The 17,641-nt window shown below is 64.8% G+C and carries 16 protein-coding genes; 12 read left to right on the top strand and 4 right to left on the bottom strand.

Annotated features, from left to right (window positions below):
• Positions 1–113: 113 nt before the first annotated feature.
• Positions 114–1,763, top strand: coding sequence for a glycosyltransferase family 39 protein (locus LPJ38_RS18310; protein ID WP_145627609.1), 1,650 nt, complete (start codon positions 114–116; stop codon positions 1,761–1,763).
• A 182-nt stretch (positions 1,764–1,945) separates the two neighbouring features.
• Complete coding sequence (locus LPJ38_RS18305; protein WP_061848876.1) at positions 1,946–2,725, top strand: class II aldolase/adducin family protein; 780 nt, start codon at positions 1,946–1,948, stop codon at positions 2,723–2,725.
• Positions 2,726–3,048: 323 nt separating this feature from the next.
• Here the strand turns inward: LPJ38_RS18305 and LPJ38_RS18300 are convergent, their stop codons facing one another.
• The 3 genes from LPJ38_RS18300 to LPJ38_RS18290 all read right to left on the bottom strand — a co-directional run bounded on the left by LPJ38_RS18300 (position 3,049) and on the right by LPJ38_RS18290 (position 7,570).
• Positions 3,049–4,443 (bottom strand): M20/M25/M40 family metallo-hydrolase, encoded by a 1,395-nt coding sequence (locus LPJ38_RS18300; RefSeq protein ID WP_145627611.1) that lies wholly within the window; start codon positions 4,441–4,443, stop codon positions 3,049–3,051.
• A gap of 24 nt (positions 4,444–4,467) precedes the next feature.
• Positions 4,468–5,796, bottom strand: coding sequence for a glycosyltransferase family 87 protein (locus LPJ38_RS18295; RefSeq protein ID WP_145627613.1), 1,329 nt, complete (start codon positions 5,794–5,796; stop codon positions 4,468–4,470).
• Positions 5,797–5,947: 151 nt separating this feature from the next.
• Positions 5,948–7,570, bottom strand: coding sequence for a helicase HerA-like domain-containing protein (locus LPJ38_RS18290; protein WP_145627615.1), 1,623 nt, complete (start codon positions 7,568–7,570; stop codon positions 5,948–5,950).
• A gap of 337 nt (positions 7,571–7,907) precedes the next feature.
• Between LPJ38_RS18290 and LPJ38_RS18285 the strand changes: the two genes are divergently transcribed.
• The 9 genes from LPJ38_RS18285 to LPJ38_RS18245 all read left to right on the top strand — a co-directional run bounded on the left by LPJ38_RS18285 (position 7,908) and on the right by LPJ38_RS18245 (position 15,595).
• Positions 7,908–8,273 carry a hypothetical protein gene (locus tag LPJ38_RS18285; RefSeq protein ID WP_008553501.1) on the top strand — a complete coding sequence of 122 codons (366 nt, stop codon included), beginning with the start codon at positions 7,908–7,910 and terminating at the stop codon, positions 8,271–8,273.
• A 25-nt stretch (positions 8,274–8,298) separates the two neighbouring features.
• Positions 8,299–8,706: a DUF4332 domain-containing protein gene (locus tag LPJ38_RS18280; protein WP_008553500.1), complete on the top strand. Its 408-nt coding sequence runs from the start codon at positions 8,299–8,301 to the stop codon at positions 8,704–8,706.
• A gap of 244 nt (positions 8,707–8,950) precedes the next feature.
• Positions 8,951–9,811 (top strand): dihydropteroate synthase, encoded by an 861-nt coding sequence (gene folP / locus LPJ38_RS18275; RefSeq protein ID WP_145627617.1) that lies wholly within the window; start codon positions 8,951–8,953, stop codon positions 9,809–9,811.
• The gene (folB, locus tag LPJ38_RS18270; protein WP_008553485.1) at positions 9,808–10,176 is read left to right on the top strand and encodes a dihydroneopterin aldolase; all 369 of its coding nucleotides are present in this window, start codon (positions 9,808–9,810) and stop codon (positions 10,174–10,176) included. Before folP ends, folB begins: the two co-directional genes overlap by 4 nt.
• Complete coding sequence (gene folK / locus LPJ38_RS18265; protein ID WP_145627619.1) at positions 10,176–10,667, top strand: 2-amino-4-hydroxy-6-hydroxymethyldihydropteridine diphosphokinase; 492 nt, start codon at positions 10,176–10,178, stop codon at positions 10,665–10,667. The genes folB and folK overlap by 1 nt, the downstream gene beginning before the upstream one ends.
• Before the next feature lie 81 nt (positions 10,668–10,748).
• The gene (locus tag LPJ38_RS18260) at positions 10,749–12,620 is read left to right on the top strand and encodes a methylmalonyl-CoA mutase family protein (RefSeq protein WP_145627621.1); all 1,872 of its coding nucleotides are present in this window, start codon (positions 10,749–10,751) and stop codon (positions 12,618–12,620) included.
• On the top strand, positions 12,617–13,081 hold the full coding sequence (locus LPJ38_RS18255) for a GFA family protein (protein WP_145627623.1): 465 nt from the start codon (positions 12,617–12,619) through the stop codon (positions 13,079–13,081). Before LPJ38_RS18260 ends, LPJ38_RS18255 begins: the two co-directional genes overlap by 4 nt.
• Positions 13,082–13,104: 23 nt before the next feature.
• Positions 13,105–15,261 (top strand): methylmalonyl-CoA mutase, encoded by a 2,157-nt coding sequence (gene scpA / locus LPJ38_RS18250; protein WP_145627625.1) that lies wholly within the window; start codon positions 13,105–13,107, stop codon positions 15,259–15,261.
• 37 nt (positions 15,262–15,298) lie between these two features.
• Positions 15,299–15,595: a nucleotidyltransferase family protein gene (locus LPJ38_RS18245; protein ID WP_145627627.1), complete on the top strand. Its 297-nt coding sequence runs from the start codon at positions 15,299–15,301 to the stop codon at positions 15,593–15,595.
• Positions 15,596–15,813: 218 nt separating this feature from the next.
• Here the strand turns inward: LPJ38_RS18245 and LPJ38_RS18240 are convergent, their stop codons facing one another.
• On the bottom strand, positions 15,814–16,293 hold the full coding sequence (locus tag LPJ38_RS18240) for an SRPBCC family protein (RefSeq protein WP_145627630.1): 480 nt from the start codon (positions 16,291–16,293) through the stop codon (positions 15,814–15,816).
• Positions 16,294–16,511: 218 nt separating this feature from the next.
• Here LPJ38_RS18240 and LPJ38_RS18235 point away from each other — a divergent pair, with 218 nt between their 5' ends.
• Positions 16,512–17,504, top strand: a complete 993-nt coding sequence (locus LPJ38_RS18235; protein WP_145627632.1) for a tripartite tricarboxylate transporter substrate binding protein — start codon at positions 16,512–16,514, stop codon at positions 17,502–17,504.
• Positions 17,505–17,641 lie beyond the last annotated feature (137 nt).

The following is a 17,641-nucleotide window of genomic DNA, read 5'->3' as shown; positions in this document are numbered from 1 at the left end:
AATTTAGCCATAATGCCCAATTACTTGGTAATGGAACTGCGCTATAGGGAATCCGGGGAGCAGGCCCGCGCGCACCAGTCGGGCCAAGAGGGGATTCCGGGGCGCCAATAGCCATGACATCCATCACGACTTCGGCGATCGACACGCCTCTGCGGCGCTCGGTCGAGCGGACTTGCGACGATCTCGCCATGGTGGTGCTCGCCGCGGTCGCCGTCATCGCAGGCCTGACCTTCCGTGACTACGGCCTCGGCTGGGACGATTACACCCACGCCGAATATGCCGATCTATTGCTGCGCATGTTCGGTTCCGGCTTCAAGGACACCGCGGCACTCTCCTTCGCGAACCTCTACATGTATGGCGGCGGCTTCGACATGGTCGCCGCGCTCCTGCACAAGATCATTCCGCTCGAGCTATTCGAGACGCGACGGCTGGTCGGCGCGATCGTCGGCGTGATCGGGCTCGCGGTGACGTGGCGGCTCGGCCGCCGCGTCGGCGGACCCCTTGCCGGCCTTGCCTCGCTCCTGCTGCTCGCGCTGTGCCCGATCTTCTACGGCCACATGTTCATGAACCCGAAGGATGCGCCCTTCGCGGTGGCCATGATCGTCCTGATGCTCGGCCTCGTCCGGCTCGCCGAGGAATATCCGCAGCCCTCGCCGCGCACGATCCTGATCGTAGGCTTGGGCGCAGGCCTGTCGCTCGGCTGCCGCGTTCTCGGCGGTCTCGCGCTGGTCTACGCCATGGTCGGCTTCATCCCGCTGTTCCTGGAGGAGTTGCGCAACGAAGGCCCGCGCGAGTCGGTCCGCCGCTTCGCCCATGTCGTCTACGTGCTGCTGCCCGGCCTCGTGGTCGGCTATCTCGTGATGGGGCTGATCTGGCCGTGGTCGATCATGGAGCCCGGCAACCCCTTCGAGGCGCTGACCTACTTCTCGCATTTCTTCGAGAAGCCCTGGAAGGAGATGTTCGACGGCGCGATCGTGTCCGTGCCCGACATGCCCTGGTCCTATCTGCCGACGCTGTTCGCGCTGCAGCTGCCCGAGGTGATGCTGGTGCTGATGGCCGGCGCCATTGTCGGCACCTTCGCGCTGCTGCCGCGCCGCGAGGTTCCTGCGCGGCGCAAGACCATCCTGTTGATGCTGACGCTCGCAGCGACCCTGCCGCTCGTGATCGCGATGGTGAAGCGGCCGGCGCTGTACAACGGTATCCGTCACTTCGTCTTCGTGATCCCGCCGATGGCGGTGCTCGGCGGCGTCGCCTTCGCCTGGGCCATGGAGCGCCTGCGCGCCAATCACCGCACCTGGCAGCCCGTCGTGCTCGCGACCTTTTGCTTCGGCCTCGCGCTATCGCTGGCCGAGATGATCCGGCTGCATCCCTATCAGTACACGCACTTCAACCACATCGCCGGCACCGTCCGCGGCGCCGACGATCGCTTCATGCTGGACTATTGGGGCCTGGCGCTGAAGCAGGCCTCGGACGAGTTGCGCGAGCAGCTCGTCGAGCGCCAGGAGGTGCCGCCGGCCAACCGCAAATGGAAGGTCGCGGTGTGCGGTCCGCAGCGTCCGGCCCAGGTCGCGCTCGGCCCCGACTTCACCATCGGCTGGGATTCCAACGCGGCCGATTTCGCGATGACGCTCGGCGAGTTCTACTGCAAGGGCCTCACCGCACCCGTGATGGTCGAGATCAAGCGCGACGACGTGGTGTTCGCCCGCGTCTACGACATCCGCGGCCGCGGCATTTCCAGCCTGCTGTCGATCCCGGCGCCGTAATATCCTTCTCCCGTAGCCTGGATGGAGCGAAGCGCAATCCGCGACCGCTGATGAGGCGCCCCGCATTGCGCGTTGCTCCATGCGGGCTACGCTGAACTGCCGCGCGCTTTGCCCGCCTTGCCGCCGCGCCGGACCGGTACTACGCTCCCTCCCCGCAACAACGATGTTCGGAGAGATCAGCCATGTCGCCAGCGGAAGCGCGCCTGAAGGAAGTGCCGTCGAACATGACGGAGGCGGAATGGCAGCAACGGGTCAATCTCGCCGCCTGCTATCGCCTCGTCGCGCTGTACGGCTGGGACGATCTGGTCGACACCCACATTTCCGCGCGCGTGCCCGGCCCCGACCACCATTTCCTCATCAATCCCTACGGGCTGATGTTCGACGAGATCACGGCGTCGAGCCTCGTCAAGGTCGATTTGCACGGCAACCAGCTCACCGAGAGCGAATACAGCATCAACCCGGCCGGCTTCACCATCCATTCGGCGATCCACGAGGTGCGCGAGGACGCGATCTGCGTGCTGCATCTCCACACTCTCGACGGCACCGCGGTGTCGAGCAGCGCGGAAGGGCTGCTCCCGCTCAACCAGACCGCCCAGCTCGTCACCCACGATCTCGCCTATCACGACTATGAGGGCATCGCGCTGGACCACGACGAACGGCCGCGGCTCCAGAAGGACCTCGGCGACCATAACCACATGCTCCTGCGCAACCACGGCACCCTGACCGTCGGCCGTTCGGTCGCCTCCGCCTTCGAGCGCATGTATCACCTGGAGCGCGCCTGCTCGATGCAAGTGCGTACGCGCGCACTGGGCACGCCGGTCTATCCGGTCGAGGAGATCGCGATCGAGAAGAACACCGAGCTGCTCGCCAACCGCGACCGCGCCGAGCTGCGCGCCACCACGCTGGTGTGGCCGCCGCTGCTGCGCAAGCTCGACCGCGAGCTTCCGGGCTACAGGACTTGAGATTTTCCGGATTTGCTGTAGAGTAATGCTCAACGAACCTCTACGCCTTTTGGAATGAAACGCCGCCCAATCCCGGGCGGCGTTTTTGTTTGGGGCGGTCTTCCGCCGTCATTGCGAGGAGCCCTTGCGACGAAGCAATCCAGGCCGTCTCCGCGGAGAGATTCCTGGATTGCTTCGCTACGCTCGCAATGACGGGGATGGAATCTTCGTGAGCCCAAGGTCTCGTAGGGTGGGCAAAGGGGCGCAGCGCCGTGCCCACCATCTTGCGGCTTGCGCGGGAAATGGTGGGCACGCTGCGCTTTGCCCACCCTACGGCACCCTGCCTACTTCACCTCCGCCAGCGCGGCGAGGATTCTCGCCCAGGAGCGAATGCCCTTCTGGAAGCTGCGCAGGTCGTATTTCTCGTTCGGCGAGTGGATGTTGTCGTCGTCCAGTCCAAACCCGACCAGCAGGGAATCGAGGCCGAGCGTGCGCTTGAAATCGGAGACGATCGGGATCGAGGCGCCCGAGCCCATCAGCACGGTCTCCTTGCCCCATTCTTCCGTCAGCGCCTTGCTGGCGGCGGCAAGCGGCTTCATGTTCCAGTCGAGCGCGATCGCGGACCCGGCCGAGTGGTCGCCGAACTCGACCTTGCAATCTGCCGGAATGCGCGCCGACACATAGTCGCGGAAGGCCTTGCGGATCTTCTGGGGATCCTGGCCCTGCACGAGGCGGAACGACACCTTCGCTGAAGCATGCGACGGGATCACGGTCTTGGAGCCTTCGCCGATATATCCACCCCAGATGCCGTTGACGTCGCAGGTTGGACGCGTCGAGGCCTGCTCGACCAGCAGCCTGCCCTTCTCGCCGGCGGGAAGCGACAATCCGACGGGCTTGAGGAAAGTCTCGGGCGTGAAGTCGAGCTTCTTCCACTGCTCCAGGACGTCGGACGGCGTATCCTTCACGCCGTCATAGAAGCCGGGAATGGTGATGCGATTGTCGTCGTCGAACAGGCCGCCCAGAATCTTCGTCAGCAGGCGGATCGGATTCATCGCCGTGCCGCCGAACACGCCGGAATGCAGATCGCGATTGGCGGCGGTGATCTTCAGCTCCTCATAGAGCAGGCCGCGCAGTGACGTCGTGATCGCTGGCGTGTCGCGATCCCACATGCCGGTGTCGCAGACCAGCACGTAGTCGGCCTTGAACTCGTCCTTGTTGGCCTCGATGAACGGCACGAAATTCTTGGAGCCGACCTCCTCCTCGCCTTCGATCAGGAAGGTGACGTCGATCGGCAGCGAGCCCGTTACCTTCTTCCAGGCGCGGCAGGCCTCGACAAAGGTCATGACCTGGCCCTTGTCGTCCTCCGCACCGCGCGCGACGATGATCTTGCGGCCATCGGCATGATCGGCGACGACGGGCTCGAACGGCGGACGGTGCCAGAGATCGAGCGGATCGACCGGCTGCACGTCGTAATGGCCGTAGAACAGCACATGCGGCCGTCCGCCTGCCCGGGTCTTGCCGACGACGGCGGGATGGCCGGCGGTCGGCCTCACCTCGGTGGCAACGCCGAGGCTCGCAATGTCCTTGGCGAGATGCTCGGCCGCAGCCTTGCAATCGGCGGCGAAGGCCGGATCGGCCGAGATCGACTTGATCCGCAGCAGCGAGAACAGGCGCTCGAGGCTATTGTCGAAATCCTTGTCGATGTGGTCGAGCACGGATTGAAGCTGCGCATTGGCCATGGTCGAATTCCCGATTGTGAGGTCTCAAGACGTCTGCGCTTTTAGCCCTCCCGCCGGCTCGGAGCTAGCCGCAACCGGCGGATGCCGGATGTGCCATGCGAGGGTACCTGCCAGGATTGCGGTCGCTATGAGGTTATTGCCCGAGGCCTGGATGACATTGGGAAACCACGGCAACGACAGCAGCATGAGGATGCCGGCCGAGCCCAAAGCAAGCCAGGTTCCGAGCCGCACACGCAGGCGCACGTCGAAGGCGGCGCGAAGCACCAGCACCGTGATCGGGAAGAACAGCCACATGAAATAGTATTGCCGCGCCAGCGGCGAAGCGATCGTCATCAGGCAGAACAGAATGCCCAGTTCCTCGGCATCGGAGCGCGCCGTTCGCCGTGCTTGCCGCGGTATGACAGCGATGAAGCCAAGGCCGAGCAGCGTCGCGAGCACCAGCACGATCCAGTTCGCCGTCTTGTAATCGACATCGATGACGTTCATCGTGCGTGGCGGCTTGTTGGGATCTTCCTGGTTGTAGTTGATCGGCCGGACCAGGCGATGCGTGACGGCAATGAGAGACTGGTTGACCCACGACCAATTCTGCTCGTCGCGCTGGCCGAAGCCTTTTTCCGAGCTCGTCCCGACCATGGCCTGGTACCAGGTCTTGAGCTCGGCGGCGTTGCGCTCGAAGCCGCGGATCGGTGCCGGCACGACATAGAGAAGGATGCCGGTGAAGGCGAGCGTCGCGGCAACGCTTGCCCACTTCCCCCGCCAGACCAGATAGGGCAGCACCGCGATCGGGAACACCTTGATGGCGGTGGCGAGCGCGAACATGAAGCCTGCGAGCCACGGCCGCTGCTGTCGCAGGCTCCAGAAGCCGTAGAGCATCATCGCCAGCAGAACGAGGTTCGGCTGGCCGAGGTCGAACATGTCGAACACGAAGGTCACGGTGACGACGGCAGGCAGCGCTTCCAGCCAGGGACCGGGCTTGTGGTCCGATCTGGCCAAGACCTGGGAGAACGTCCCGGTGTACCACCATGCCAGCGCATTCAGGATCGACAGGACGACATAGAGCGGGATCTTGCCCAACCAGCTCGGGATCGCCAGCAGGATCGCCGGCAGCGGTGGATAGATGAACTCGAAATACGCGCTCGCCTGGCTGGGATAGAGCGGCCGCCCCTGCAAGACTTGTTGCCCGGCCCAGTACCACAGCCCGTAATCCTTGGTCTTGCCGTTGCCGAAGATCTCGGGGACGAGCACGTCGGCGGTCAGGAGCACGCAACAGAACAGGAAGAGCAGGTCCAGCGGCGCACGCAGCGACAAGCGTCTCGGCGCATCGGGTTTAGCTAACGGGGCAGTCGAGGTCACAGGTGCGGTCCAGTGAGGCGGCAGAGTAGCACGTAGCAGATGGGTGGCCGCTTGGAGAGCCCCTCACCGGAATTTGTGCCTTTAGTGATCCGCTCTGCCCCCGCGCGCGGCGGCAAGTACCCGACCGGCCGATCTCCCAAGCAGGACTTGCCTATCGCCGCAGCAGTCCGCCGAGCGCGCCCCGCACCAGCGTGCGGCCGATCGAGCCACCGAGCTGGCCAGCGACCGACTTGCCGATATTGGCGGCCATTCCTCCGATCACCTGATTGGTCACGGATCGCGTCACGTCGCGCGCAATGACCTGGCCGGTCGACAGACGGCCGCGCTTGACGTTCGTGCCAAAAATGGTGCCGACGATCGATCCGATCTGGCCGAGAATGCCGCCACCGCTTCCATCCGCCGGACCGTCGGCTGTCACGGCCGTGCCGGCGATGCGCTTCTGAAGCATCTCGTAGGCGGACTCGGAATCGACGGCGGTGTCATATTTGCCCTTGACCGGGCTCGCGGCCATGATCGCCTTGCGCTCCTCCGGCGTGATCGATCCGATCCGTGCCGATGGCGGCCGGATCATCACGCGCTCGACCATCGACGGTGTGCCGTTGCCTTCGAGGAAGGAGACCAGCGCCTCGCCCTTGCCGAGCTCCGTGATCACCTTGGTGGTGTCGAGCTTCGGATTGGGCCGGAAGGTCTGGGCCGCGGCAGCGACCGCCTTCTGGTCGCGCGGCGTGAAGGCGCGCAGCGCATGCTGGACGCGGTTGCCCAGCTGCCCGAGCACGCGATCGGGGACGTCGACCGGGTTCTGCGTCACGAAATAGACGCCGACGCCCTTGGAGCGGATCAGGCGCACCACTTGCTCGATCTTGTCCATCAGCGCCTTGGGCGCGTCGTTGAACAACAGGTGGGCCTCGTCGAAGAAGAACACGAGCTTGGGCTTGGACAGGTCGCCCGCCTCGGGCAATTCCTCGAACAGCTCCGACAACATCCACAACAGGAATGTCGCGTAAAGCCGGGGGCTCTGGAGCAGCTTGTCGGCGACGAGAATGTTGACCATGCCGCGGCCGTCGCGGTCGGTCTTCATGAAATCCTTCAACGTCAGCGCCGGTTCGCCGAAGAAGCTGGTACCGCCCTGGTTTTCCAGCACCAGAAGCTGGCGCTGGATGGTGCCGACGGTCGCCTTGGTGACGTTGCCGAAGCCCTGGGCGGCCTTGCGGATCGCGGCGAACTGATCTTCCTCCGCGTCCGCCCCTTTCTTCGCAGTGCTGGGCACGATGGCATCGAGCAGCGCGCGCAGGTCCTTCATGTCGATCAAGGTGAGACCGTTGTCGTCGGCGACACGAAAGGCGACGTTGAGCACGCCTTCCTGTACCTCGTTCAGATCGAGCATGCGCGCGAGCAGAAGCGGCCCCATCTCGGTGACGGTCGCCCGCACCGGGTGGCCCTGCTCGCCGAACACATCCCAGAACACCGTCGAGAACTGGTCCGGCTGGAAGTTCAGACCCATCTCGGTGGCGCGCTTGACGATGAAATCCTTGGGCTCGCCGACCTCCGATATGCCGGAGAGGTCGCCCTTGATGTCGGCTGCGAAGACCGGAACGCCCGCGCGCGCAAATCCTTCCGCCATCACCTGCAGCGTCACCGTCTTGCCGGTTCCGGTGGCACCCGTGACGAGGCCATGGCGATTGGCGAGCGCCAGCGTCAGCCAGGCCTGCTCGTCTCCCTTGCCGACGAAGATCTTGCCGTCGGTGTCGCCGAGCTTGCTGTCCTGTGCGGTCATTTTTCTCTCTGATCTCTCTGTCGTATTTCGCGTATCGAGACTCGAACGCACCAGTTCCGTAGTTTAACGCATGTCGCGCGCCGATTAAAACCATTCAACGTGTCCGCCGCGTGCGACATTGTCGGAAACTTCAGCCGAAAGTCGGAACGACGTGCTCGCAACGCGGCAATTTACCGCCGTTTCCATCTCTGCTCTTGCGCCGCTGCAACACTTCTAGGCGTTCGAGGATGAATCGCGACCACCCATGCGTTCATCGCTTGTATTTCACATCGCACCGGCTCAAGATCATTTTCGAAAACAATATTCCGGCATGTGAACCGGCTGAGGGGCAGGCCATATGGACGAGCTGATCGGACGGCTGGCGGCGAACGCCAGCATAGATAGTGCTGTCGCGGAAAAAACTGTCGGCATTATCCTGGGCTTCCTCCGCAGCGAGGGTCCTCCCGACAGCGTGCAAGCTCTGATCGACCATATCCCAGGTGCGGAAGCCGCGATCGAAGCGTCCAGGAGCGGCGGCGGACTGTCGCGGCTGATGGGCGGCGGCCTGATGGCCGTCGGCACGCGCCTGATGGGCCTTGGGCTCGGCATGTCGGAGATTCAAAACATCGCCCGTGAACTTTTCCGCTTCGGCCGAGACAAAATCGGAGCGGATCAGATGGGCAAGATCATCGCGGGGACGCCGGGCCTCAGCCAATTCGCCTGAAGCCACGCATTTCATATCGAGTATCATGACATATCCGATCTCCGAGATTGAGGGCCTGTCGACCTTTGCCGCCAACAAATTGAAGGCGCAGGGAATCCGCACCACCGACGCGCTGCTCGAGGCGGCTTCGACCGTGAAGGGCCGCAAGGCGCTGTCCGCCAAGACCGGCATCAGCGAGCAGCAGCTCTTGGAATGGGCCAACGTCTCCGACTACATGCGCATCCCCGGCATGGGCCGGGCCAAGGTCAACCTCGTTCGCGCTGCCGGCGTCACCACCGTGCGCGAACTCGCCTATCGGAATCCGGCAAGGCTCGCCCAGAGCATGCGGGACGCCAATGAGAAGAAGAAGCTTCTCCGCATCCTGCCTTCCGAGAAGTCGGTCAGCGACATCATCGCCAAGGCGAAGAAGCTTCAGCCGAAGATCACGTATTAGCGCGGGCGTTCGGTCTCATGTCCCGGACGCGCTGCAACGCCTTTAGCGTTGCTGCGCAGAGCCGGGACCCATCCTACGCAAACAGCTCTCGGCGACATGGGCCCCGGCTCTGCACCGCACCGCTGAAGAAGCGCTGCGCTGCGTCCGGGGCACGGGTGCGATCATCCCGCGTAACGTCCGGCCACGCCCAAAGCCCGCCAATCCCGCCTTGAATCCCCCCTCCCCGCCCGCTAAAGCGGGCCGCATGAATGCGTCGCCCTCCCCATCCGTCCCGGCGGCCGGCTCGGCCGGGGCTGACGTGCTGCGGACGCTGTTGGAACGGCCCGTTCCGGCGGTGATGGGCGTGCTCAATGTCACCCCGGACTCTTTCTCCGACGGAGGCAGGTTCGTCGCGCCAGAGCAGGCGCTCGCCCGGGCCCGGGCGATGGTCGCTGATGGCGTCGACATCATCGATATCGGCGCCGAGTCGACCCGGCCCTACACGGGCGCCCAGCCGGTCACGGCGGCTGACGAACTGACCCGGCTGGAGCCGGTGCTGGCAGGCATCGTAGCTCTCGGCGTGCCTGTCTCGATCGACAGCATGAAAGCGGAAGTGGCAGCCTTCGCACTCGACCAGGGCGTGGCTGTCGTCAATGACGTCTGGGGCCTGCAACGCGACGCCGCCATGGCGCCGCTGGTGGCGGCACGAGGTGTTCCGGTCATCGTCATGCACAACCGCGACACGGCCGATCCCAGCATCGACATCGTCACTGACATGAAGACCTTCTTCCTGCGCTCGCTGGATATCGCCGCCAAGGCCGGCATCGCGCGCGAGAAGATCGTGCTCGATCCCGGCATCGGCTTCGGCAAGACGGCCGAGCAGAGCATGATCGCGCTGGCGCGGCTGCGCGAGCTCGACATGTTCGGCCTGCCGATCCTGGTCGGCGCCTCGCGCAAGCGCTTCATCGCCTCGGTGTCGCCGTCGGAGCCGAAAGAGCGCCTCGCCGGCTCGATCGCCGCACATCTGATCGCCGCGCAGCGCGGCGCCAGGATCATCCGGACCCATGACGTCGCCGAGACCTTGCAGGCCTTGCGGGTCGCGCATGCAATCGAGAGCAAGCAATGACCGATACGATCTTCGTGACCGGCCTGTCGATCCATGCCCGCCACGGCGTGATGGATCACGAGACCGAGGTCGGCCAGCGCTTCGTCATCGACCTCGAACTCTATACCGACCTGTCGGAGCCCTCGCGCAGCGACCGGCTCGCGGACACCGTGTCTTACGCCGAGGTGGTGGCGACGACGACCGCGGCGTTCAAGAACACCAATTACAAGCTGTTGGAGCGTGCCGCCGGCGCGGTGGCCGATGCCATCCTGTCGCACTTCCCGCGCATCCGCGCCGTGAAGATCACGGTGCACAAGCCGCACGCGCCGATCGCCGCGATCTTCGACGATGTCGGCATCATGCTGACACGCTCGCGGCATCCCTGATGGCGAGCGTGCTGATCGCTCTCGGCGGCAATGTCGGCGATGTCCGCGCGACATTCAAAAAAGCGATCGCGCACATTTGCGGCATGGCGCAAGCCGCGCTGATCGCGCGCTCGTCGGACTACACGACGCCGCCCTGGGGCGACGAGGACCAGGCGCCCTTCATCAATGCCTGCATCGAAATCGAGACTGATCTCGATCCGCATGCGCTGCTGTTCGTGCTTCAGAAGGTCGAGCAGAAGTTCGGCCGCACGCGGGAGAAGGCGCGGCGATGGGGTCCGCGGACGCTCGATCTCGACATGATCGCCTACGACGATGTGTCCTTGCAGAAGCCGGATCTGACGCTGCCGCATCCGCGCCTGTTCGAACGGGCCTTCGTGCTGGTACCGCTGGCCGAAATCGCGGCCGAGCGCGTGATAGCAGGCATTCGTGTGCGTGACGGTCTCGCCAGCGTCTCGACGCAAGGCATTGAGCGGCTTCCGGATACCGGTTAACCAAAAACAGCCGTTTGCAGGGACGGTCCGCCGTGGCATTTTCGCCTGCGAACAACGATACGTTTGGGAGCCCCTCGCCGCATGACCTCCGTGACTGACGACCTGCCGCTGGCGGCGGATTTCCCCAAGGCGACCGTCGAAGACTGGCGCAAGCTCGTCGACGGCGTGCTGAAGGGCGCGCCGTTCGAGAAGCTGGTCGGCAAGACCTACGACGGATTGAAGATCGAACCGCTCTATCCGCGCGCCAAGGGCGTTGCGCCCGTGGTGGGGCGGCCACAAGCCGCACCCTGGCAGATCATGCAGCGGGTCGACCATCCCGATGCGGCCATGGCGAATGCGCAGGCGTTGCAGGATCTGGAGAACGGCGCGACGGGGCTGGCACTGGTGTTCGCCGGCGGCAGCGGCGCGCATGGCTTCGGCCTGGAACCTTCGGCCGACGCGGTCGCAAAGGTCTTGAAGGACATCCATCTCGATGCCGGCATCGGTCTCGAGCTCCAGATCAGTCCGCAATCGCGGATGGCCGCGATCCATGTCGCGGAATATGTGAAGAACGCGGGCCTCGACCCCGCCGCCTGCGACATCCGCTTCGGCCTCGATCCGCTGGCGGCTCTCGCGGTATGGGGTCACAGCCCCTACAGCTGGGAGGAGATCGTTCCCGCCGTGAGCGGCGCCATCAAGGGCCTCGCCGGACTTGGCTTCAAAGGACCGTTCCTGTCGACCGACGGGCGCGCCATCCACGATGCCGGCGGCTCCGAGGTGCAGGAGCTCGCCTTCGTGCTGACCTGCGGCCTCGCTTATCTGCGCGCGATCGAAGGCGCCGGCATTCCGCTGGAAGCTGCGCAGGACATGGTCTATGCGCGGCTTTCCGCCGATGCCGACCAGTTCCTGACCATGGCGAAATTCCGCGCGCTGCGGCTGCTCTGGGCGCGCATCGAGGTCGCCTGCGGCCTGACGCCAAAGCCGCTGTTCATCGCCGCCGACACCGCCTGGCGCATGCTGACGCAGCGCGATCCTTACGTGAACATGCTGCGTGCGACGATTGCGACCTTCGCGGCGGGGCTTGCCGGCGCCAACGCGATCACGGTGCTGCCGCACACGCTCGCGCTCGGACTGCCCGATCCCTTCGCGCGCCGCGCGGCGCGCAACACGCAGCTTCTGCTGCTGGAGGAAAGCAACCTCGCCAAGGTCAGCGATCCCGCCGCGGGCGCCGGCGGCATCGAGACACTGACCGCCCAGCTTTGCGATGCTGCCTGGGCGCTGTTCCAGCAGAGCGAGAAAGCTGGCGGCGCCTTTGCCGCGCTTCAGCAAGGTCTGTTCCAGAGCAAGGTGGCGGCTGCGCGAAAAGCGCGCGAGGCCAACGTCGCCAAGCGCCGCGACGTGCTGACCGGTGCCAGCGAGTTTCCGAACCTGCACGAGAGCGAAGCCACAGTATTGAAAGCGACACCGGTCGCGCTCCCGCCCTACGGCGAGCAGAAATACAAGTTCGAGCCGCTGCCGCCGATCCGGCTGGCGGAACCGTTCGAGGCGCTGCGCGGCAAGTCGGATGCCGCGTTTAAGGCACGCGGCGCGCGGCCGAGGGTATTTCTGGCCAATCTCGGCACGCCCGCCGATTTCACCGCGCGTGCGACGTTTGCAAAAAGCTTCTTCGAGGCCGGCGGCATCGAGGCCACGGGCAGCGAGGGCTTTGCCGACCCGGCCAAGCTCGCCGCCGCCTTCAAGGCCACGGGGGCCGAACTCGCCTGCCTGTGTTCCAGCGACAAGGTCTATGCGGAACAGGCGGAAGCCGCGGCCAAGGCCCTGCAAACGGCCGGCTGCCGGCATATCTATCTGGCAGGCCGCCCAGCCGAGGCTGAAGCGGCACTCCGTGCGGCTGGCGTCACGGGCTTCATCTTCGCCGGCGGCGATGCGCTTGCGACACTGCAGGACGCCTACCGACGGATGGAGCATCCATGACCGACACCAGCAAACCCGTTCTCACCGGCGGCTGCCAATGCGGCGCCGTGCGCTTTGGCGTCAAGACGGCACCGACCAGGGTCTCGATCTGCCATTGCCGGATGTGCCAGAAGGCGTCCGGCGCACCGTTCGCCTCTTTTGCCGATATCACGAAGACGGACCTCACCTGGACCAAGGGACGGCCGTCGTTCTTCCGCTCCTCCTCGATCGCCGAGCGCGGCTTTTGCGCTGCCTGCGGCACGCCGCTGAGCTTCGGCCGTATCGACGGCGATCGGATCGAGATCATGACCGGTACTTTCGACCGGCCCGACTGCATCGTGCCGACGCGGCAGTTCGGCACCGAATCCCGCCTCGGCTGGGTGGTCGGCATCTCCAATCTGCCGAGCCAGACCACGCAGCAGAATTACGGACCGGAGAAGATGGCGACGATCGTCAGCCATCAGCATCCGGATCATGATTGAGCGTCCATGATATGGTTGAAACCATGAGCCGCATTCCCAATTTCGCCGATGTCGCCTTCGAGCGTGCCGCCACCGCCGCACCGTCAGGCAGCGCCGAACCGTGGCTGACACCTGAGGGCATTCTGGTGAAACCGACCTATGGCGAGGCGGATCTCGCCGGGCTCGATTTCCTCGAGACCTATCCAGGCATCGCACCTTACCTGCGCGGCCCCTACCCCACCATGTATGTCAACCAGCCCTGGACCGTCAGGCAATATGCCGGCTTCTCCACGGCGGAGGATTCCAACGCGTTCTACCGCCGCAACCTCGCCGCCGGACAGAAGGGCCTCTCGGTCGCCTTCGATCTTGCCACCCATCGCGGCTATGACTCTGATCATCCGCGCGTCGGCGGCGACGTCGGCATGGCCGGCGTGGCCATCGATTCCATCTACGACATGCGCACGCTGTTCGCAGGCATCCCGCTCGACCAAATGAGCGTATCCATGACCATGAACGGAGCGGTGCTGCCGATTCTCGCGCTCTACGTCGCCGCCGCCGAGGAACAGGGCGTGCTGCCGGAGAAGCTGTCGGGCACCATTCAGAACGACATTCTGAAAGAGTTCATGGTGCGCAACACCTACATCTATCCGCCCGCGCCGTCGATGCGGATCATCTCGGACATCTTCGCCTACACCTCGCAAAAGATGCCGAAATACAATTCGATCTCGATCTCCGGCTATCACATGCAGGAGGCCGGCGCGACGCAGGACCTCGAGCTCGCCTATACGCTTGCCGACGGCGTCGAATATTTGCGCGCCGGCCTTGCCGCGGGGCTCGACGTCGACCGCTTCGCGCCGCGGCTGTCGTTCTTCTGGGCGATCGGCATGAACTTCTTCATGGAAGTCGCCAAGCTGCGCGCCGCGCGCCTGCTCTGGGCCAAGCTGCTCAAGCCGTTCAATCCGAAAGACCCGCGCTCGCTGTCGCTGCGCACGCACAGCCAGACTTCGGGCTGGTCGCTGACCGCGCAGGACGTCTTCAACAACGTGATGCGTACCACCGTGGAAGCGATGGCGGCGACGCAAGGCCACACCCAGTCGCTGCACACCAACGCGCTCGACGAAGCGCTGGCCCTGCCGACCGATTTCTCGGCGCGGATCGCCCGCAACACCCAGCTCTTCCTGCAGCAGGAGAGCGGCACCACCCGCATCATCGATCCCTGGGGCGGCTCCTACTACGTCGAGCGGCTCACCCGCGACCTCGCGGCCAAGGCCTGGAGCCACATCCAGGAGGTCGAGGAGCTCGGCGGCATGGCCAAGGCCATCGAGGCCGGCGTGCCCAAGCTGCGCATCGAGGAGGCTTCCGCGAAGACGCAAGCGCGCATCGATGCCGGCAAGCAGGCGGTGATCGGCGTCAACAAGTACAAGCCGACCGACGAAGACAGGATCGAGATCCTGAAGGTCGACAACAGCAATGTCCGGCGCCTGCAGATCGACAAGCTGACGCGGCTGAAATCCGAGCGCAATCAAAAGGACGTCGAAGCTGCGCTCGCCGCGATCACGCGCTCGGCCGGCGAAGGCAACGGCAATCTGCTGGCGCTCGCGATCGACGCCGCGCGGGCCAAGGCGACCGTCGGCGAGATTTCGGAGGCAATGGAGAAGGTGTTCGGCCGGCACCGCGCCGAGATCAAATCCATCACCGGCGTCTACAAGCGGGAGGCGTCCAGCATGGGCAACCAGGTCGAGAAGGTTCAGGCGCTGATCGACGCCTTCGAGGAGGCGGAAGGCCGCCGCCCCCGCATTCTGGTCGCCAAGATCGGCCAGGACGGCCACGACCGCGGCCAGAAGGTGATTGCCTCGGCGTTTGCCGATATCGGCTTCGACGTCGACATCGGGCCGCTGTTCGCCACCGCCGACGAGGCCGCGCGGCAGGCGGTCGAGAACGACGTCCACATCCTCGGCGTCTCTTCGCTCGCCGCCGCCCACCTCACTGCCGTACCTGAATTGAAGGCCGCACTGCAGAAGCAGGGGCGCGACGACATCATGATCATCGTCGGCGGCGTGGTGCCGCCGCAGGATTACGACGCGCTCTATGCCGCCGGCGCCGAGGCGATCTTCCCGCCGGGCACCGTGATCGCGGACGCCGCCGAGGAGCTGATTCGCAAGCTGAATGCGCGCCTCGGGCATAGCGAAGCGGCGGAGTAGACGATAGACTGGCCGTACGACCGGCTAGGTTGTGTCCATGACGCGTGACGAGATCATCGCTGCTATACGTAAGAACGCGGATGCCATCAAAGGCAAGGGCGTATCGAAGCTTGCAATCTTCGGCTCGCGCGCCCGCGACGACTATCATCCTGACAGCGACATCGATATTCTCGTCGAGATCGAGCCGGACACCTCTTTCTCGCTACTCAACCTGATCGATGTCGAGCACATCATCGAGGATGCGACTGGCTTGCAGGCACAGGCAACCGTTCGCCGCTCCATCTCTCCCCGCTTTGCACAGCGGATCGCAGACGACATTCTCGAAGTATTCTGATGTGCCCCCGGCGCTTGCTGACCGGGGTGGCCATATCCTGGATGCGACTGACAAGATCAGGCGAGCCGTAGCTGCTCACACCTTCGCCCAGGATGCCGCTCGATACTTTCATTCGAACGATCGCCAAGAAGCCTCCTCGACGAGAAGATCAAAGCCGACGCGCCTCACGCGGGGCGGCGTGCGGCCGAAGGGCGACGGTAACGAGCCGTGAACAACCGCTAACTGGCACGAGCCAGTGTCCGCGCAAGAGAATTCGTCCAGACGGGTATCCAGGAGTCAAACAGCGCCTGCCAGCGATCGGCATCGGCAGGTTCGGTCTCGAGGTCGACGGACCATTCGATGAGGGTGCGGTCCCCTTCGGCGATCGGGCGCAGATGCATGGTGCCCTGGTAGCGCGTCGGCGCCGGCGCCTGGCTTTCGCCTGGACTCCCGTCATCTTGCGGAAATGGCAGCGCTTCGAGACCGGCATAGGTCAGGGTGTGCTGCCGGTCAGAGTGATCGACCAGACGCTGGCGGATCCAGTTTCCGAGATAGCAGAAGCGCCTGATGGCGCCGACTTCGTCGCCGCGCTTGCCGTCTTCGATCAGGCTCTCGCTCACCCCATCGATATAGGCGGGGTAGTTGTTGAAATCGCGGATCAGCGACCAGACGTCGTTCAACGGGTGGTCCAGCACGGCGCTGTAATAGGCTTGGGTCATCGGAGGTGTGCCTTTGGCTTTCTTTGCGCGCTAAGGTTGGCGCTTGGCGCGGGCAAAACCCACCCGATTTCCGACTGCCTCTTCGATGGGCTTCCAGCTTTCGCACAAGATGGCGAACTGGTTGGTAGCGCTACCTTGCAGCGGCGCCGCAAAGCCGACTAGAATGCCGCCATTGACAAGAGCGCCCGGCGTCACGGGCGCCGCTGGGAGGCCATTCAATGTCCAAGATTTCGCGCCGCACCTTTGCGGCCTCATCCGCCGCCGTTGCGGCATCCGCCGCATTCGGCTTCAAGCCCGCACGCGCACAAGCCTATCCGGCGCGGCCGGTCACCGTGATCGTACCGTGGGGCGCGGGGGGCGGAACCGACGCGACGGCGCGCATCGTCGCGGCCCTGCTGGAAAAGGATCTCGGCCAGCCCTTCAACGTGGTCAATCGCACCGGCGGCTCCGGCGTCGTCGGCCACAGCGCGATCGCGACTGCGCAGCCTGATGGCTACACCATCGGCATGCTGACGGTCGAAATCTCGATGATGCACTGGCAGGGCCTCACCGATTTGACGCCGAAGAGCTACACACCGCTGGCGCTGATGAACGAGGATCCGCCCGGCATCCAGGTCTCTTCCTCCTCGCCCTACAAGACGGTCAAGGAACTCGCCGAGGCGATCAAGGCGGCGCCTCCCGGCAAATTCAAGGCGTCCGGTACCGGCCAGGGCGGCATCTGGCACCTGGCGCTGGTCGGCTGGATGCAGGCGATGGGCCTGCCCGCCAACCAGGTCGCCTGGGTGCCCTCGAACGGCGCAGCGCCGGCGATGCAGGATCTTGCCGCCGGCGGACTCGACCTCACCACATGCTCGGTGCCGGAAGCACGCGCCATCATCGAGGCGGGCAAGGCCAGGAGCCTCGCCATCATGGCGCCGGCCCGCAACCCGGTCTTCAAGGACGTGCCGACGTTGAAGGAGGCGATGGGCATCGACTATGCGACCGGCGCCTGGCGCGGCATTGCCGGCCCGAAGAACCTGCCGCCGGAGACCGCCACGAAGCTCACGGCGGCCCTGAAGAAGGTCTACGACTCCGCCGAGTTCAAGGACTTCATGAGCAATCGCGGCTTCGGCACGGTGTGGGGTGATGCCGCCCATTTCGCCGGCTTCATGGATAAGGGCGACGCCCAGATGGGCGAGGCGATGAAGGCGGCGGGCCTGAGCAAGGCGTGATGCTTCACCTCCCCCGCTTGCGGCGGGCTATCGCAATGAAGAAGTGTGTGGCGAGTAGCTCGCTTGCAGCCCATCTTTCGAGACGCCCGTCCGCGGCGGGCGCTCAGGATGAGGACATGTTTTGCGGCGAGATATCA

Origin of the sequence: Bradyrhizobium daqingense (assembly GCF_021044685.1) — a bacterium.
Taxonomy (GTDB): Bacteria; Pseudomonadota; Alphaproteobacteria; order Rhizobiales; family Xanthobacteraceae; genus Bradyrhizobium; species Bradyrhizobium daqingense.
The sequence above is the reverse complement of the archived record's forward strand: the minus strand, read 5'-3'. Positions and strand labels throughout refer to the sequence as shown.

Excerpts from the sequence above, each read along its gene's own strand:
- LPJ38_RS18310 (WP_145627609.1), top strand. The coding sequence starts at position 114 with ATGACATCCATCACGACTTCGGCGATCGACACGCCTCTGCGGCGCTCG.
- LPJ38_RS18305 (WP_061848876.1), top strand. The coding sequence starts at position 1,946 with ATGTCGCCAGCGGAAGCGCGCCTGAAGGAAGTGCCGTCGAACATGACG.
- LPJ38_RS18300 (WP_145627611.1), bottom strand. The coding sequence starts at position 4,443 with ATGGCCAATGCGCAGCTTCAATCCGTGCTCGACCACATCGACAAGGAT.
- LPJ38_RS18290 (WP_145627615.1), bottom strand. The coding sequence starts at position 7,570 with ATGACCGCACAGGACAGCAAGCTCGGCGACACCGACGGCAAGATCTTC.
- LPJ38_RS18285 (WP_008553501.1), top strand. The coding sequence starts at position 7,908 with ATGGACGAGCTGATCGGACGGCTGGCGGCGAACGCCAGCATAGATAGT.
- LPJ38_RS18280 (WP_008553500.1), top strand. The coding sequence starts at position 8,299 with ATGACATATCCGATCTCCGAGATTGAGGGCCTGTCGACCTTTGCCGCC.
- folP (WP_145627617.1), top strand. The coding sequence starts at position 8,951 with ATGAATGCGTCGCCCTCCCCATCCGTCCCGGCGGCCGGCTCGGCCGGG.
- folB (WP_008553485.1), top strand. The coding sequence starts at position 9,808 with ATGACCGATACGATCTTCGTGACCGGCCTGTCGATCCATGCCCGCCAC.
- folK (WP_145627619.1), top strand. The coding sequence starts at position 10,176 with ATGGCGAGCGTGCTGATCGCTCTCGGCGGCAATGTCGGCGATGTCCGC.
- LPJ38_RS18260 (WP_145627621.1), top strand. The coding sequence starts at position 10,749 with ATGACCTCCGTGACTGACGACCTGCCGCTGGCGGCGGATTTCCCCAAG.
- LPJ38_RS18255 (WP_145627623.1), top strand. The coding sequence starts at position 12,617 with ATGACCGACACCAGCAAACCCGTTCTCACCGGCGGCTGCCAATGCGGC.
- scpA (WP_145627625.1), top strand. The coding sequence starts at position 13,105 with ATGAGCCGCATTCCCAATTTCGCCGATGTCGCCTTCGAGCGTGCCGCC.
- LPJ38_RS18245 (WP_145627627.1), top strand. The coding sequence starts at position 15,299 with ATGACGCGTGACGAGATCATCGCTGCTATACGTAAGAACGCGGATGCC.
- LPJ38_RS18240 (WP_145627630.1), bottom strand. The coding sequence starts at position 16,293 with ATGACCCAAGCCTATTACAGCGCCGTGCTGGACCACCCGTTGAACGAC.
- LPJ38_RS18235 (WP_145627632.1), top strand. The coding sequence starts at position 16,512 with ATGTCCAAGATTTCGCGCCGCACCTTTGCGGCCTCATCCGCCGCCGTT.